The sequence below is a fragment of the Dactylosporangium thailandense genome, assembly GCF_059739745.1.
This window is the reverse complement of record NZ_AP029195.1, coordinates 6,745,400-6,758,999: the sequence shown is the minus strand read 5'-3', so window position 1 is coordinate 6,758,999 and position 13,600 is coordinate 6,745,400. Positions and strand designations below refer to the sequence as shown.

Genomic DNA, 13,600 nt, shown 5'->3' with positions numbered 1-13,600 from the left:
TCATGCCGAGCTGGGACGCCCCGCCCTCGTTCGAGGACTACGTGCGGGACCGACACCGTGAGCTGCTGCGATTCGCCTGCCTGCTGAGCGGCGACGCGCACCTCGCGGCCGACCTCGTGCAGGACGCGCTGGAGCGGACCGGCATGGCCTGGCGGCGCGTGCGCAAGCACGAGGACCCCGGCGCGTACGTGCGGCGGGTCATCGTCAACCGGTACCTCAACCGGGTGCGCGCCCTGCGGCGCGAGCGGCTCACCGACACCGCCCCCGAGGTCGTGCACCTCGACGCCGAGCCGCCGGACGAGCAGCTGTGGCGGGCGATCGTGGCGCTGCCGAAACAGCAGCGCGCGGTACTGGTGCTGCGGTATTACGACGACCTGTCCGAGCAGCAGATCGCGGCCGTCCTCGGCTGCTCGGCCGGCACGGTGAAGAGCAACGCCTCGCGCGCACTGGCCAAGCTCAGGACGGCCCTGGCCGCCCGTGACCTCGACGGGAGCGATCTGTGATGGACCTCGAGCAGCTGATCCGCCGGGAGCTCGCGGACGGGCGCCACGCGCCGGAGGGGTGGGCCGAGCCGGTCCAGCGCATTCGCAGGGGCATCCGGCGCCGCCGCATCCGCCGGTACGGCACGATCGCCGCCGCCGTCGCCGCGCTCGCGTTCACGGGCGCCCTGCTCGGCCCGCCCGCGCCGGCGCCGGACCCCCGACCGGGCGGCATCGCCTGGACCGACACCCCGGCGACCCTGCCGAGCCTGGCCCGCACCAGCCCCCGCCCGGACTCGGCCCCCTGCGCCGAGTCCGGCTTCACCGCCCCGCCCTGGCTCGACGGCACCACGACGGGGGCGGACGGCACCAGGACGTACACGATGCTCGTCCCCAGCCGGCACTCCGGCCGCTGCACCCTGAGCGGCACCCCGCCCCTCACCGCCGGCGGCACCGCCGTGCCCGCCGGCGCGCTGGCGCCCCGGGGCGAGGCTGTCCGGCAGCCGGCGACGGTCGACCCGGGCGAGCCGGTGCGCGTGGACATCGCGGTGACCCCGTGCCGCGCCGGCGAGCCGTCGCCCGGCGGCGCGCTCGCCGTGTCCATCGGCACGGCCCGGATCGCGGTGCCGGGCATCACCGCCGAGCCGGGCTGCGGTTTCGCGGTGAGTCCGTGGTACTACCAGGCGCCCCTGCTCAACGCCCCGCTCACGGTGACGATGACCGCCCCGGCGACCGTCCGGCGCGGCACGACCCTCGTCTACCGGGTGACCATCACGAACGCGTTCCCGCGCGCCTTCGGGCTCGACCCGTGCCCCGTCTACCGCCAGACCCTCGGCGACGCCCGGGGCACGTACCGCCTCAACTGCACCGCGAAGAGCATCGCCCGGCACAGCAGCCAGACGTACGAGATGCGCCTCGACGTGCCCGCGACCACGCCCCCGGGCCCGGCGAACCTGTCGTGGATGGCCGCGATGTCCGACGGCACCGTGGCCATCGCGAACCTCGCCACCGCCGGCGTGACCGTGCAGGTCCAGCAATGACCGGCGCACGCGTGGAAGCCATCTGGGGGCGGCATTCGTCGGTTCAGGCGCAGCTGTGCGTCTCGGTCGATGAGGACCCGATCGGGCGGTCGCCGCCGCACGGCGCTGGTTCGAGCTTTGCTTCGCCCGGCTGGGTGGCGCATTTCACGAGGCGGCGCTGCGATCCGCGCCGGGGGAGCTCGACGCGCGGGCCCGGATCTCCGGCGGTGTGCCGGGGGCCGTCAGCGTCAGGACGCTCACCCAGTTCGGCGAGGACGATCCGGACGACTACGTCACCTACTCGCCCCAGGCCTGGGAGGAGCTGCTGCTGTCGCTCGGCCGGGTGCCGTATCTCGCGGCGCTGGACTGCGTGGCGAACGGCCGCGACGGCGATTCGTCGCGTGGCCCGTACCTCGTGTTCGCCGCCGTCCGGATCGAGCGGGACGGCCGGGCGTGGCTGCAACTGTCGCTGCCGGGCACGGGCTTCGAGCCCCACGCTCGGCAGGCAGCCTTGCTCGATGTGCTGCGGGTCGTCGCCGATCAGGCGAACGGCTCGGGGCCGGCGGGTACTGGTGCCGTGCCACGCCCGGCATCGACGATTATGACCAGGCCGCAGCGGAGCGCATGTTCGATGCCGTCGCGCCCGTCCTGCCGCCCGGCCGCCCCAACATGTGGAACGTCATGCCGCCGAATGTCCTGTCGCCCCGCGATCCCCGGCGGTGAACCACTCGCGGCGGCTCAGTCCTCGTGCTTCCCGGGCGTGATCTCCATGGTGCGCCCAGGCTAATCCCGGCGTTGTGCACCGCCGCGGCTGGGCGCCGCGCCGAAGATGTCGCCCGAGTGGGGTTGGCCGGCGACGTGGCCGGGCGCGGTGAACCACTCGCGGCCGCAGACCTTGCGGAACACCGGGCCCGGCAAGCGCGACAGCAGGGCCAGCGTGCGAATGCCCGAGCCGCCCTCGGACTGCGACGCGTGCGCCTTCATGGCCGCTCGCTTCGCGTGTTCGTAGCGCCGCACGTCCACCACGTGCGTGATGTCCTCGCGCGCGGTGAAGACCCGTGACGAGTCGCCGAAGGGCAGGGACGGCAGGAAGCGCCCGGCCACGCGCAGCACGGCCAGCAGCGCGCGCAGCGACGAGCGGTCCACGGTTGCCTCGAGCAGCGGAGTTCCGGTCAGGGCCGCCGCCGCCCGGGCCACCCGATGGACCTGCAGGTGGTCCGGGTGCCCGTAGCCGCCGTTCGCGTCGTAGCCGGTCAGGACGTCCGCCCGCTCCGAGGTGAGGATCGACGCCAGCCGGGCGGCCGCCTCGTCCACCGGAACGGACTCGAAGCCGGCACCGCCGGCAAGGCCCGAATCCGCATACCCCAGCGTCTCGACCCGCGCGCAGCCGAGCGCCGACGCCGCCGCCATCAGTTCCGCGTGCCGCCGTGCGCCCAGGCCGGCGCCGGACGCGGCCAGGCCCGCCTCGCCCAGGGTCGCGGTCACGAGCACGACGCGGTGGCCCTCCGCGGCGGCCCGGGCCAGGGTGCCGCCGGTCAGCAGGGTCTCGTCGTCGGGGTGGGCGTGGAACGAGACGAGCGTGTACCTACGCATGCGCCCGTCGGCCCAGGAACGCCGCGGCGCGCGCGTACAGCTCGTCGGCCGCGTCCAGCACGGTGTCCCACCGCACGCACGGTGCCACCGCCCGGTTGTGGGCCGACACCGCGGCGACCCGTGACGGATCGTCCAGCAGCGACGACAGCGTGTTCTGCAGCTCGACGTCCGAGTGCACCAGCCAGCCCTCGACGCCGTGCTGGATGAAGTCCGCCACCCCGCTGCCGGCCCTGGCCACCACCGGCAGGCCCGCGCTGCGCGCCTCCAGGGCCGCGATGCCGAACGACTCGCGGGGGGCCGGGGCGATGTACACGTCCGCCGAGGCGAGCAGCGAGCGGATCGAGGTGCGGTTGAGTGCCCCGGTGAAGGTGATCTCGGGGCAGACGGGTGTGGCGCGCCGCAGGCGGGGCAGGAGCGGGCCGTCGCCGACGAGGATCGCGCGGAAGTTCGGGTTCGTCTCGCGCAGGGCGAGCAGGGTGCGCAGCAGGGCGCGGGGGCGCTTGCGGCGCACCATGCGCATCACCGAGATGAACGTCGGGATCGCCGACGCGGAGGGAGCGGGCGGCAGGAGCCAGGCGGCCGGGTCGATGCCGTTGGGCAGCACGGCCACCGGGGTGCCGTCCAGGGCCTCGCGCACGGCCCCGGCGGCGGCGCTGGAGACCGCGGCCCACTGCACCGGCCACGAGGCGGCGTCGAGCGTGCGGGCGAAGCGTCGTACCAGGGGAAGGATGTCGTGCCACATCGAGTGCACCGACACGACCGTCGGCAGGCCCGTCGCCGCCGCCGACCGGGCCGCCGTCCAGGCCAGCGGCGAGAAGGCCGAGACGTGGGCGTGGACCGCCTCGATGCCGTTCGCCCGCAGCGTGGCGCCGAGGGCCTCGCCACCGAAGCGGCGGTAGGGGCCGGCGCCGATGCCGGTGATGCGCAGCGTCGGAACGTCGTCCTGGAACAGGGAAGGGGCCGTCGTCGTCAGGACCATCGTCGAGTGGCCCAGGCGCGACTGGCGCAGGGCCAGGTCGTGCACCTGCAGCTCGACGCCGCCCAGGCGGGGGAGGTAGACGTCGGTCACATGGGCTATGCGCATCTACGGCAAGTCTTTCGTCAAGGGGGCTACGCGGTGCGCCGGCCGAGCAGCCACAGCGCGGTGGCGATCCCGCCGACGGGGATCTCGGCTACGAAGACGAACGCGCGGTACAGCAGCACCCCGGCCAGGGCCCCGGTGGGGTCGGCGCCGAGGGCGATGATGACCGCGATGGTGCCCGCCTCGACCACGCCCGCGCCGCCGGGGGTGATGGCGGCGAGGGTCAGGAGGCGCTCCGCGACGAGCCCGGCGAGGATGACGGGCCACGGGAGGTACACGTGAATGGCGACGAAACTGAGCCACAGCAGCGCGCCCTGCAGGACCCAGTAGCCCGCCATGCCCCAGCTCAGCTCCGCCCAGCGGCGGCGGACGAGGCTGTCGGTGCCGTCGAGCAGCTCGGTGGTGGCCTTCGTCCAGCCCAGGGGGTCTTTCGATCGCCGAATCCGGCTCCACACGCGCTCGGACCAGGCGACCAGGCGCAGCAGGGGACCGGCCCGGCCCAGCAGGGCGGCCGTGACCAGCACGCCGGCGAGCGCACAGGTCAGCGCGCACAGCAGCCAGAGCGCGCCGTGGCCGACGGGGGTCGTGTCGGCGGCCAGGAGTACCCCCACGGCCACCAGCGGCATGAAGAGCTTGGCGATGAGGTCCCACGCCTTGGACACCACGACGAACCGGGCGAACTCGAGGCCGGTGTGCCCCCAGCCACGGACCATCCCGAGGTTGAGCACGGTGCCGGCCACCCCGCCCAGCGGCAGCACGTTCGACACGGCGCTGCCGGACAGGTTCAGCGTCAGCGCGCGGCGGTGTGACAGGCCGGGCAGCGACGCGGTGAGCACCGAGGTGTGCACCACCAGGCCCAGCAGCCACACCACGCCCAGGAACAACGGCCAGCGCCAGCCGAGGTGCGCGATCATCCGCCACGCCTGGGACCACGAGGCACCGAGTTCGCCCAGGTGCACGGCCGACCACGCCACGAATCCGACCGCGCCGGCCAGCAGCAGCGACCGGCGCGCTTTCACCGCCATGCGGTCCCTCCCCCGTGCGGCCAATCAAGTCGCTCAAGGTCGCAGACGGAACCTGAAGAAATGCTGAACGGAGCGTTACGTCTAGATTGTGACAGCCGGAGCGGTACTTTCGCGCACAATCAGCTCCGTGGCGAGTTCAATGCGTGGCGATTCGATCCGCTCGCCGTTCACAATCCGTAGCAGCGTGCGTGCGGCGGCCACGCCCATCTCGTGCAGCGGCTGGCGCACGGTCGTCAGCGGCGGCGCGGTCCACTGGGCGAAGTTCAGGTCGTCGAACCCGACCACGCTGACGTCGCCGGGGATGGTGAGCCCTGCCCGGCGGACCGCCTCGTAGACCCCGGTCGCCTGCTGGTCCGAGCCGGCGAACACGGCGGTCGGCGGGTCCGGGAGGGCGAGCAGCGACTCGGCCGCGCGCAGGCCGCCGTCGTGGTGAAAGTTTCCGTACCGCACCAGCTGCCGATCCACCGGCAGCCCGGCGGACTCCAGTGCCGCGCGATACCCGGCGATGCGCGCCCGGGTGCACTGGAACTGCTCGTGCCCGCCGATCGCGGCGATGCGCCGGTGCCCGAGCGACGCCAGGTGCTCGGCCGCCGCGTAACCGCCCGCGAAGTTCGTCGCGCCGATGGACGGCGTGCCCGGCGGCGGCTGGTTGACGGCATCGATGATGACGAACGGCAGGTTGCGCCGGCGCAGGTCCTCGTGCTGGCGTTCGGCCAGCTCGGACAGGACGAGGATGGCGCCCTCGGAGCCGCGCGCGAGCAGCGACTCGACCCAGCGGCGGGTCAGCGACTGCCGGTTGTGCACGGCCGAGACGACCAGGCCCAGCCCGGCCTCCTCGACGACCTCCTCGACGCCGGTGAGGATCGACAGCCCCCACACGCTGTCGAGCTCGTTGATGACGAGGTCGATGAGGTCGGTGCGGCGCCGCCGCCCGTTCTTGGCCGCGCGAGGCCGCTGGTAGCCGCGCTCGGCCAGCAGCCGCTCCACGGTCTGGCGGGTCTTCGCCGAAACATCCGTGTGCCCGTTGAGGACCTTCGAAACCGTCGAGACGGCGACCCGCGCCTCCCGCGCGATCTCCGCCATCGTGGGCCTGCCGTTCAGCGTCATGACCTCACCTGAGTTTCGAGAACCGTTGCCGCTGCGCCGGGGTGCTTTTGTGATCGGCACCGTACACCCCGCACCCCAGTTTTCGAAATGTTTCTCGAAAGGACCGATGGCGCATGCGCACTTCTGCGCTGTTACGCGGAGTCATCGCCGCCAGCCTCGCTGTTTCGCTCACCGCCTGCGGCTCCGCCGGCCCCGGCACCGAGACCGCCTCGGGCGGCGGGGACATCCAGGTCTGGGCGATCCAGGACGCGGCCGTGAACCCGATCGCCGCCAAGAGCATCGACGCGTACAACAACCAGGCGCCTCGAAGCTCCTGGCGACCGGCAAGGCCGCGATGCACCTGATGGGCACCTGGGACTTCTCGGTGCAGCAGCAGGCCAACGCCGCCTTCATCACGTCGCTCGCCTCGGAGCAGTACATCAACGGCCTCATCGACGCCGGGCAGGTCGCCGCGGTCAAGGGGGTCGGCGACACCCTGAAGAGCAGGCCCAACGCGGACTTCACCACGACCCCCGACGCGTTCGTGGCCAACATGGCCAAGGCGAAATGACGACAGTCAAGGCGTTCGGCCCGAACAAGTCGGCACGGCCCGGAGTCATCTGGGCCGCGCCGGCGGTCGTCTTCTTCGCCGCGTTCGGCATCCTGCCGGTCCTCGCGGTCGGGTACCTCAGCTTCACCACGTGGAACGGCCTGGGCGACCCGGTGCGGACCGGCATGTCGAACTGGGCCGCGCTGGGCGACGACACCGAACTGTTCGGCTCGGCCGGGCGCACGGTGCTGCTGACCATCGTCTCGTGGCTGCTGCAGACGCCCCTCGCCCTGCTCATCGGGGTGTGGGCGGCCGGGCCGCAGCGCGGCCGGGCGGTGCTGTCGAGCCTGTTCTTCCTGCCGCTGCTGCTGTCCACGGCCGCGATCGCGGTCACGTTCGTGGCGCTGCTCGACCCCAACTTCGGCCTGGCCGAGCAGTTCGGCGACGGCAACTTCCTCGGTGACGTTCCTGCTCAACAGCCTCGTGGTGGCGTTGGGCACCGTCCTGCTGGTGCCGGCGGTCGCGCTGCCGGCCGCGTACGCCATCGTGCGCACGCCCAACCGCACGATCCGCGCGGCGTTCACCATGTTCCTGCTCGGCCCCGCGGTGCCGGCGCAGGCCGTGATCGTGCCGATCTACCTCATCATCACGCGCCTGCACATGTACGACACGCTGACCGCGATCATCCTGCCCACCGCGGCCTTCTCGCTGCCGATCGCGATCGTGGTGCTCACCAGCTCGCTGCGGGACATCCCGGGCGAGCTCTACGAGGCGATGACGGTCGACGGCGCCACCGCCGGGCGCATCCTCGGCCGCCTGGTGCTGCCGCTGGCCCGGCCCGGGCTGACCAGCGTCGGCATCTTCGTCGGCCTGGGCGCCTGGAACGGGTTCCTCTTCCCGCTGGTGCTCACCCAGAGCGAGGAGCAGCGGGTCCTGCCGCGCCCTGTCTGTCCTATGCGGACGGTCTGTTCCACCTCGTCTACACCGACGTGAAGTCGTACTCCGGCTTCTGGGACACGCCCAACTTCCTGGTCACCGCGCCCTCCATCGAGGGACCGTGGTCCGACCCGGTGCCGCTGCACGCGCAGGGCTTCGACCCGTCGCTGTTCCACGACACCGGCGAGGGCGGCGACGGGCGCAGCTGGCTGCTGTCCAACCGGACCGACTGGCGCCCGGGCAACCCCTGGGCCAACGGCATCATCGCGCAGGAGTACGACCGGGCCGGGCGCAGGCTCGTCGGCGAGCCCGTCACCATCTGCACGGGCACGCCGGCGGGCATGACCGAGGGGCCGCACGCGTACCGGCGCGACGGCTGGTACTACCTCGTCACGGCGGAGGGCGGCACGGAGTGGTTCCATCAGGCCACCGTCGCCCGCTCGCGGGACCTGCTCGGCCCCTACGAGACGGACCCGGGCTCGCCGCTCATCACCTCCGTGCACCGGCCCGACCTCGCGCTGCAGAAGGCGGGCCACGGCAGCCTCGTGGACACCCCGGCCGGCGAGTGGTTCTTCGCGCACCTGACCGGCCGGCCGCTGAGCCCCCGGGGCCGCTGCGTGCTCGGCCGCGAGACGGCGATCCAGCGCGTCACGTGGACGGAGGCGGGCTGGCCCCGGATCGACAGAGGAGTGCCGCACGACGAGGTCCCCGCCCCGCGGCTGCCCGCGCACCCGTGGCCGGACGAGCCGGAGACCGACGACTTCGCCGCGCCCGGGCTCGACGTGCACTGGGCGACCCTGCGCCGCCCGGCGGCCCGCGACTGGGTGAGCACCGAGGCTCGCCCGGGCCACCTGCGCATCCACGGCGGCCGTTCGGCCGGCGCGCTGACGGGGGAGAGCCTCGTGGCCCGGCGGGTGCAGCACGCCCGCGCCACGTTCGAGGCGACGGTCGAGTTCCGGCCCGGGCACTTCCAGCACATGGCCGGGATCACCGCGCACTACAACAGCCGCAACTGGTACTTCCTGCGCGCCGGCTTCGACGAGCGGCTCGGCGCGGTCGTGGACGTGCTGTCCAGCGACCGGGGGCGGCTGCGGCTGCACGGCCCGGCGGTACCGGTCGCGGGGGCGGTGCGGCTCCGGCTCGACCTCGACGGGGGCGCGCTGCGGGCGTCGTGCGGGGAAACCGAGTGGGGGCCGTTCGACGCGTCCATCCTCTCGGACGAGTACGTCCGCGAGTTCGACGGGGACCTGGCCCGGGCGTGGGGCTTCACCGGCGCCTTCTTCGGCCTGTGGGTGCAGGACATGACCGGCGGCGGCCTGCCCGCCGACTTCTCGGCGGCGACCTACAAGCCGCAGCCGTAGGCCGTCCGGATACCGGGCCCGCCGCGCGGGGTGCGCGGCGGGCCCTTCCGGCATCCCCTGACCTAGTTTCCTAGGACGCGAAACGCGCTGTGACCCTGGCCGTCGGTGCGGCCGCGGCTACCGGGAGTGCCCGACGAGCTCGATGCGGGGGACGGTGTCGTGCGGGAGGCTCGCGTAGTCCCAGGTGACGATGACGTCGAGCTCGCCGCCGAGGGCCCGGTTGAGCAGCTCCTGCAGCAGCACGCCGTCGGGGTCGTGCACGGTGTCGACGGTGTCGTAGCCGCTGCGGTCGGCGTGGTCGTTGCACTCGTCGACGTACCGCATCTCGCGCAGATAGATCACGGCCCGCAGGGGTGGCAGGTTGGTGTCCATGTTCTGTGCATCGCGGCCCGGCGCCGGTTCGCAACAATTCGGGTCAGGGCAGGATCGCGTCGACATATCCGCCGTCGACTCGCACCGCGCCTCCGGTGGTCGCCGAGGCGAGGGGTGAGCTGAGGTACACGACGAGGTTCGCGATCTCCTCGGGCTCGATGAGCCGTTGCAGCAGCGACTGCGGCCGGTGCCGGCGCATGAACTCGCGCTGGGCCTCGTCCCAGGGCAGGTCGCGGTCGACGAGTTCGTACACGAAGTCCTCCACGCCGCCGGTGTGGGTGGGCCCGGCGATCACCGAGTTGACGGTCACCCCGCTGCCGGCGGCCGCCTTGGCGAACCCGCGCGCGACGCCGAGCAGCGCCGTCTTCGACACCCCGTAGTGGATCATCTCGGCCGGGATGGCGACGGCGGAGTCGCTGGCGATGTACTGCACCCGCCCCCACCCGGCCGCGATCATCCCGGGAAGGTAGGCGCGGGTGAGGCGTACGGCGGAGAGCACGTTGGTCTCGAAGTAGCGCCGCCACTCGTCGTCGGTGATCTCCAGCGGTTCCCGGGCCCCGAAGATCCCGAGGTTGTTGACGAGGATGTCGACGGCGGGGAGCGTGTCCAGCACCCGCTGGGTGCCCTCGTCGGTGGCGACGTCACCCGGCACGGCGACGAAGTCCCCGTCGCCGAGCCGGTCCAGGGCCGCGGCGACCGAGTCGTCGCCGCGGCCGTTGACGCCGACGCGGGCGCCGGCGCGCGCGAGCCCGGCGGCGATGGCGGCGCCGATGCCGCGGGTGGATCCGGTGACGAGCGCGGTGCGCCCGGTCAGGTCGATCTGCATCCGACCAATCGTGCCACCGGTGCCGCCGGGCGCCGGGGCTAGTGGAAGATCTTGAGGCCGATGACGCCGGCGACGACCAGGATCAGGGACAGCACGCGCAGCACGCCGGCCGGCTCGCCGAGGAAGATCATGCCGGCCAGGGCGGTGCCGGCCGCGCCGATGCCGACCCACACGGCGTAGCCGGTGCCGACGGGGATCGTGCGCAGGGCATAGCCGAGGCCGGCCATGCTCAGCACGAGGCCGACGGCGAAGACGACGGTGGGGACGAGACGGGAGAAGCCCGCCGAGCGGCTCAGGGCAATCGCCCAGACGGACTCGAACAGGCCGGAAACGACGAGAACAAGCCAGGCCATGACAACCACACCATGCTTTCGGGCGGTCGTCTTTGCAGGCCGGGTACGACTCCACTCGTCCGGGAGCACCGCGACTGCGGCGTCACGCTCAGTGTAGCGTCTGGCGCCCTCCGGTCGCGATCCATTACCTTCCATGGTGATGGACAGCACCCGGATCGACACGTCGGTGCCGCACCCCGCGCGCCGGTACAGCTACTGGCTCGGCGGCAAGGACCACTTCGCCGCCGATCGGGCGTCGGGGGACGCGATCGCCGCGGCGTTCCCCGCGGTCGTTGAGCTGGCGCGGGCGAACCGGGCGTTCCTGCGCCGGGCGGTGCGGGCCGTCGCCGAGGCCGGGGTGCGGCAGTTCCTCGACATCGGCACCGGGCTGCCGGCGCCGGACAACACGCACGAGGTCGCGCAGGCGGTGGCGCCCGAGTCGCGGGTCGTCTACGTCGACAACGACCCGATCGTCATGATGCACGCCCAGGCGCTGCTCGTCGGCGACCCCCGCGGGCACACGGCCTACCTCGAGGCCGACGTGCGCGACCCGGCGGCGATCCTGCGGCGCAGCGAGCTCGACCTGACCCGGCCGACCGGGCTGCTGCTCGTCGCGGTGCTGCACTTCCTGCACGACGACGAGCAGGTCGAGGGCATCGTCCGCACGCTCGTGGACGCGCTCGCGCCCGGCAGCCACGTGGTGCTCAGCCACGGCACGATGGACTTCTCCGACGCGGAGGGCATCGCGGCGTACGAGAAGATGTTCGCCGCCGGCGGGACCGACGTGCGCGCCCGGAGCCGGGCCACGCTGGAGGGGTACCTGCGGGGCCTGGACATCCTGGAGCCCGGGATCGTGCCCGTGGCCGACTGGCGGCCCGACGACCCGGCGGCCGCCCGGCCCGTCAGCCGCGACCTGGGCATCTACGGCGTGGTGGCCCGCAAGCCGGGGTGATCGTCCCGCGACGGCGCGATCGCTAGGCTGGACGGCATGCAGGTGCGCATCGCCCGCCAGACGGCGCAGTTGGAGACGGTCGTGGCCTTCTACCGCGACGGCCTCGGCCTGCCGGAGCTCGGCCGGTTCGAGGACCACGAGGGCTACGACGGGGTGATGCTGGACCTGCCCGGCACCGGCGCGCATCTCGAGTTCACCGCGACCGCGCACGTGGCGCCGCCGAGCCCGCACGTTGAGGACCTGCTGGTGCTCTACCTGGGCTCCCGCGAGGCGGTCGACGCCCTCGTCGCGCGCTCGGGCGCGCCGGTGGTGCCCAGCGCCAACCCGTTCTGGGACCGGGCCGGGGTGACGGTCGCCGACCCGGACGGCTTCCGCGTGGTGCTCGTCGCGGGCCACTGGTCCGCCCGCTGATAGCGTGCTCGGGTGCAGATCCGATTCGACGTGCCGGCCGATCCCGGCTACCCGGGGCGTGTCGCCGCGGTGCTCAGCGCGGCCCGGCTGCGCCGGTTCACCGTGATCGGCGCGTGGCTGCTGGGGCTGGGCGTCGTCGGGGTCGCGCTGGAGCGGGTGGCGGACTGGGGGCGGTCGCTGCACTCGCTCTATCTCGCCCTGATCATCGGCGGGATCCTGTCGATGCTGTATGCGCCGTGGGTCCGGTTCCAGGCCAGGCGCCGTTCGGGCCGGTATGCGGTCGAGGGCGGCTACGACATCACCGACGACAACATCATGATGCGCAGCGGCTCCGAGGAGGGCGGCATCGCGTGGGACGGCGTCTCGCGGGTGACCGAGACGCCGGAGTTCTGGATCGTGTACGTCGGGCGCATCCCCGCCACCGTGATCCCGAAGGCGTTCATGAGCGCGGAGGACGCCGAGACCCTCCGCGCGTTCATGGACCGCAACAACCTGCTCGCGGGCTAGCCGCGGCGCGCCCGGTGCTCGGCGCGGGCGGGGGCGCCGACCTCGTGCAGGAAGGCGAGCGCCTGCCGGTAGGACGCGACGAGTCCCGTCTTGGCGTAGGGCAGGCCGATCTGCGCGCAGTACGCCTCGACGATCGGCTGGGCCTTGCGCAGGTTGACCGACGGCATGCCGGGGAACAGGTGGTGCTCGATCTGGTAGTTCAGGCCGCCCATCGCGTGGTCGGCGATCCAGCCCCCGCGCACGTTGCGTGACGTGAGCACCTGCTTGCGCAGGAAGTCCTCGTCGCCGGTCGGGTGCGGCATCCCCTTGTGGTTCGGGGCGAAGGTCATGCCGAGGTACACCCCGAAGATCGCCTGGTGCACGAGCAGGAACGCGAGCGCCTGCAGCGGGGAGAGCACGAGCAGCAGCGCGCTGACGAACGCGATCGCGTGCACGATCAGCAGCGCGGTCTCCAGGCCGCGGCGCTTGACGGTGCCGTTGCGCAGGGCCTTGACGCTGGACACCTTCAGGTCGATCGCGAGCAGGGTGAGCAGCGGGAAGAACAGCCCGGCCTGGTGGCGGGTGATGAAGCCCTTCAGCCCGCGCCGCCCGAACGCCGACTCCGTCGCCCAGATGAGCACCTCGGGCGAGACGTCCGGGTCGAGGTCGTCGTGGTTCGGGTTGTTGTGGTGGCGGGTGTGCTTGTCCATCCACCAGCCGTAGCTCATCCCGATGCCCAGGTTGCCGGCGACGAGCCCGGCCACCTCGCTGGGGCGCTTGGTGCGGAACACCTGCCGGTGGGCCAGGTCGTGGGCGACGAGGGCCAGCTGGGTGAACGCCACCGCGAGGACCGCCGCGGTGGCCAACTGCCACCAGGACTCGCCGATGAGGCCGAACGCGGCCCAGCCGCCGGCGTACAGCAGCGCGACCACGCCGATGCGGACGGCGTAGTAGGCGGGCCGGCGTTGCATCAGCCCCTCGGCGTTGATCCGGCGGGCCAGGGCGGCGAAGTCGCTGCCGGTCGTCGGCCGCGAGATGGTGGCAGTCATGCCTTCATCACAGCGGCGCCGGGTCGCCGCGTCAGGAGCGCT

Annotated in this window: 18 protein-coding genes and 1 riboswitch; of the genes, 10 read left to right on the top strand and 8 right to left on the bottom strand. The window is 72.9% G+C overall.

From position 1 onward, the window contains the following. The first annotated feature begins 2 nt into the window (after positions 1-2). From AC6JBM_RS29820 to AC6JBM_RS29810, 3 genes are all read left to right on the top strand, one after another. The gene (locus AC6JBM_RS29820) at positions 3-503 is read left to right on the top strand and encodes a SigE family RNA polymerase sigma factor (protein ID WP_497977360.1); all 501 of its coding nucleotides are present in this window, start codon (positions 3-5) and stop codon (positions 501-503) included. After that, positions 503-1,519: a hypothetical protein gene (locus tag AC6JBM_RS29815; protein WP_497977359.1), complete on the top strand. Its 1,017-nt coding sequence runs from the start codon at positions 503-505 to the stop codon at positions 1,517-1,519. Before AC6JBM_RS29820 ends, AC6JBM_RS29815 begins: the two co-directional genes overlap by 1 nt. Before the next feature lie 208 nt (positions 1,520-1,727). Then, positions 1,728-2,285 carry a hypothetical protein gene (locus AC6JBM_RS29810; protein ID WP_497977358.1) on the top strand — a complete coding sequence of 186 codons (558 nt, stop codon included), beginning with the start codon at positions 1,728-1,730 and terminating at the stop codon, positions 2,283-2,285. Here AC6JBM_RS29810 and AC6JBM_RS29805 read toward each other — a convergent pair. From AC6JBM_RS29805 to AC6JBM_RS29790, 4 genes are all read right to left on the bottom strand, one after another. Beyond that, complete coding sequence (locus AC6JBM_RS29805; protein ID WP_497977357.1) at positions 2,282-3,091, bottom strand: PIG-L family deacetylase; 810 nt, start codon at positions 3,089-3,091, stop codon at positions 2,282-2,284. The genes AC6JBM_RS29810 and AC6JBM_RS29805 overlap by 4 nt on opposite strands. Beyond that, positions 3,084-4,175, bottom strand: a complete 1,092-nt coding sequence (locus AC6JBM_RS29800; protein WP_497977356.1) for a glycosyltransferase family 4 protein — start codon at positions 4,173-4,175, stop codon at positions 3,084-3,086. The genes AC6JBM_RS29805 and AC6JBM_RS29800 overlap by 8 nt, the downstream gene beginning before the upstream one ends. Before the next feature lie 26 nt (positions 4,176-4,201). After that, entirely contained in the window at positions 4,202-5,197 is a 996-nt protein-coding gene (locus AC6JBM_RS29795; RefSeq protein ID WP_497977355.1) for a lysylphosphatidylglycerol synthase transmembrane domain-containing protein, read from the bottom strand. Positions 5,198-5,278: 81 nt separating this feature from the next. Beyond that, entirely contained in the window at positions 5,279-6,304 is a 1,026-nt protein-coding gene (locus AC6JBM_RS29790) for a LacI family DNA-binding transcriptional regulator (RefSeq protein WP_350609487.1), read from the bottom strand. A gap of 113 nt (positions 6,305-6,417) precedes the next feature. On the opposite strand from AC6JBM_RS29790, the gene AC6JBM_RS29785 reads away from it, so the two are divergent. The 4 genes from AC6JBM_RS29785 (at position 6,418) to AC6JBM_RS29770 (ending at position 9,130) form a co-directional block, all read left to right on the top strand. Next, complete coding sequence (locus AC6JBM_RS29785) at positions 6,418-6,648, top strand: hypothetical protein (RefSeq protein ID WP_497977354.1); 231 nt, start codon at positions 6,418-6,420, stop codon at positions 6,646-6,648. Continuing rightward, entirely contained in the window at positions 6,648-6,854 is a 207-nt protein-coding gene (locus tag AC6JBM_RS29780) for a hypothetical protein (protein WP_497977353.1), read from the top strand. Before AC6JBM_RS29785 ends, AC6JBM_RS29780 begins: the two co-directional genes overlap by 1 nt. 438 nt (positions 6,855-7,292) lie before the next feature. Next, positions 7,293-7,826: a carbohydrate ABC transporter permease gene (locus AC6JBM_RS29775; RefSeq protein ID WP_497977352.1), complete on the top strand. Its 534-nt coding sequence runs from the start codon at positions 7,293-7,295 to the stop codon at positions 7,824-7,826. Then, positions 7,823-9,130 carry a glycoside hydrolase family 43 protein gene (locus AC6JBM_RS29770; RefSeq protein ID WP_497977351.1) on the top strand — a complete coding sequence of 436 codons (1,308 nt, stop codon included), beginning with the start codon at positions 7,823-7,825 and terminating at the stop codon, positions 9,128-9,130. Before AC6JBM_RS29775 ends, AC6JBM_RS29770 begins: the two co-directional genes overlap by 4 nt. 117 nt (positions 9,131-9,247) lie before the next feature. Here the strand turns inward: AC6JBM_RS29770 and AC6JBM_RS29765 are convergent, their stop codons facing one another. From AC6JBM_RS29765 to AC6JBM_RS29755, 3 genes are read right to left on the bottom strand one after another with little or no spacing between them, the layout of a single operon-like run. Further along, positions 9,248-9,502 carry a hypothetical protein gene (locus AC6JBM_RS29765; RefSeq protein WP_350609497.1) on the bottom strand — a complete coding sequence of 85 codons (255 nt, stop codon included), beginning with the start codon at positions 9,500-9,502 and terminating at the stop codon, positions 9,248-9,250. 43 nt (positions 9,503-9,545) lie between these two features. Further along, the gene (locus tag AC6JBM_RS29760) at positions 9,546-10,328 is read right to left on the bottom strand and encodes an SDR family NAD(P)-dependent oxidoreductase (protein WP_350609499.1); all 783 of its coding nucleotides are present in this window, start codon (positions 10,326-10,328) and stop codon (positions 9,546-9,548) included. 38 nt (positions 10,329-10,366) lie between these two features. Further along, positions 10,367-10,681, bottom strand: a complete 315-nt coding sequence (locus AC6JBM_RS29755) for a DMT family transporter (RefSeq protein ID WP_497977350.1) — start codon at positions 10,679-10,681, stop codon at positions 10,367-10,369. Between the two features lie 21 nt (positions 10,682-10,702). Then, a riboswitch (guanidine-III (ykkC-III) riboswitch) is annotated at positions 10,703-10,768 on the bottom strand. A 52-nt stretch (positions 10,769-10,820) separates the two neighbouring features. Between AC6JBM_RS29755 and AC6JBM_RS29750 the strand changes: the two genes are divergently transcribed. The 3 genes from AC6JBM_RS29750 to AC6JBM_RS29740 are packed head-to-tail and all read left to right on the top strand — an operon-like array spanning position 10,821 to position 12,530. Then, entirely contained in the window at positions 10,821-11,612 is a 792-nt protein-coding gene (locus tag AC6JBM_RS29750; protein WP_350609503.1) for an SAM-dependent methyltransferase, read from the top strand. A gap of 36 nt (positions 11,613-11,648) precedes the next feature. Next, a complete protein-coding gene (locus AC6JBM_RS29745) occupies positions 11,649-12,023 on the top strand; it encodes a VOC family protein (protein ID WP_497977349.1) in 375 nt (124 codons plus the stop codon). A gap of 12 nt (positions 12,024-12,035) precedes the next feature. Continuing rightward, a complete protein-coding gene (locus AC6JBM_RS29740; protein ID WP_350609507.1) occupies positions 12,036-12,530 on the top strand; it encodes a YcxB family protein in 495 nt (164 codons plus the stop codon). Here AC6JBM_RS29740 and AC6JBM_RS29735 read toward each other — a convergent pair. After that, positions 12,527-13,558: a fatty acid desaturase family protein gene (locus AC6JBM_RS29735; protein WP_497977348.1), complete on the bottom strand. Its 1,032-nt coding sequence runs from the start codon at positions 13,556-13,558 to the stop codon at positions 12,527-12,529. The two genes, AC6JBM_RS29740 and AC6JBM_RS29735, sit on opposite strands and share 4 nt — an antisense overlap. Between the last annotated feature and the right edge of the window lie 42 nt (positions 13,559-13,600).

What these genes read in the sequence shown, in the direction of transcription:
- AC6JBM_RS29820 (WP_497977360.1), top strand. Translation starts at nt 3, where the DNA reads ATGCCGAGCTGGGACGCCCCGCCCTCGTTCGAGGACTACGTGCGGGAC.
- AC6JBM_RS29815 (WP_497977359.1), top strand. Translation starts at nt 503, where the DNA reads ATGGACCTCGAGCAGCTGATCCGCCGGGAGCTCGCGGACGGGCGCCAC.
- AC6JBM_RS29805 (WP_497977357.1), bottom strand. Translation starts at nt 3,091, where the DNA reads ATGCGTAGGTACACGCTCGTCTCGTTCCACGCCCACCCCGACGACGAG.
- AC6JBM_RS29800 (WP_497977356.1), bottom strand. Translation starts at nt 4,175, where the DNA reads ATGCGCATAGCCCATGTGACCGACGTCTACCTCCCCCGCCTGGGCGGC.
- AC6JBM_RS29795 (WP_497977355.1), bottom strand. Translation starts at nt 5,197, where the DNA reads ATGGCGGTGAAAGCGCGCCGGTCGCTGCTGCTGGCCGGCGCGGTCGGA.
- AC6JBM_RS29790 (WP_350609487.1), bottom strand. Translation starts at nt 6,304, where the DNA reads ATGACGCTGAACGGCAGGCCCACGATGGCGGAGATCGCGCGGGAGGCG.
- AC6JBM_RS29785 (WP_497977354.1), top strand. Translation starts at nt 6,418, where the DNA reads ATGCGCACTTCTGCGCTGTTACGCGGAGTCATCGCCGCCAGCCTCGCT.
- AC6JBM_RS29780 (WP_497977353.1), top strand. Translation starts at nt 6,648, where the DNA reads ATGGGCACCTGGGACTTCTCGGTGCAGCAGCAGGCCAACGCCGCCTTC.
- AC6JBM_RS29765 (WP_350609497.1), bottom strand. Translation starts at nt 9,502, where the DNA reads ATGGACACCAACCTGCCACCCCTGCGGGCCGTGATCTATCTGCGCGAG.
- AC6JBM_RS29760 (WP_350609499.1), bottom strand. Translation starts at nt 10,328, where the DNA reads ATGCAGATCGACCTGACCGGGCGCACCGCGCTCGTCACCGGATCCACC.
- AC6JBM_RS29755 (WP_497977350.1), bottom strand. Translation starts at nt 10,681, where the DNA reads ATGGCCTGGCTTGTTCTCGTCGTTTCCGGCCTGTTCGAGTCCGTCTGG.
- AC6JBM_RS29750 (WP_350609503.1), top strand. Translation starts at nt 10,821, where the DNA reads ATGGACAGCACCCGGATCGACACGTCGGTGCCGCACCCCGCGCGCCGG.
- AC6JBM_RS29745 (WP_497977349.1), top strand. Translation starts at nt 11,649, where the DNA reads ATGCAGGTGCGCATCGCCCGCCAGACGGCGCAGTTGGAGACGGTCGTG.
- AC6JBM_RS29735 (WP_497977348.1), bottom strand. Translation starts at nt 13,558, where the DNA reads ATGACTGCCACCATCTCGCGGCCGACGACCGGCAGCGACTTCGCCGCC.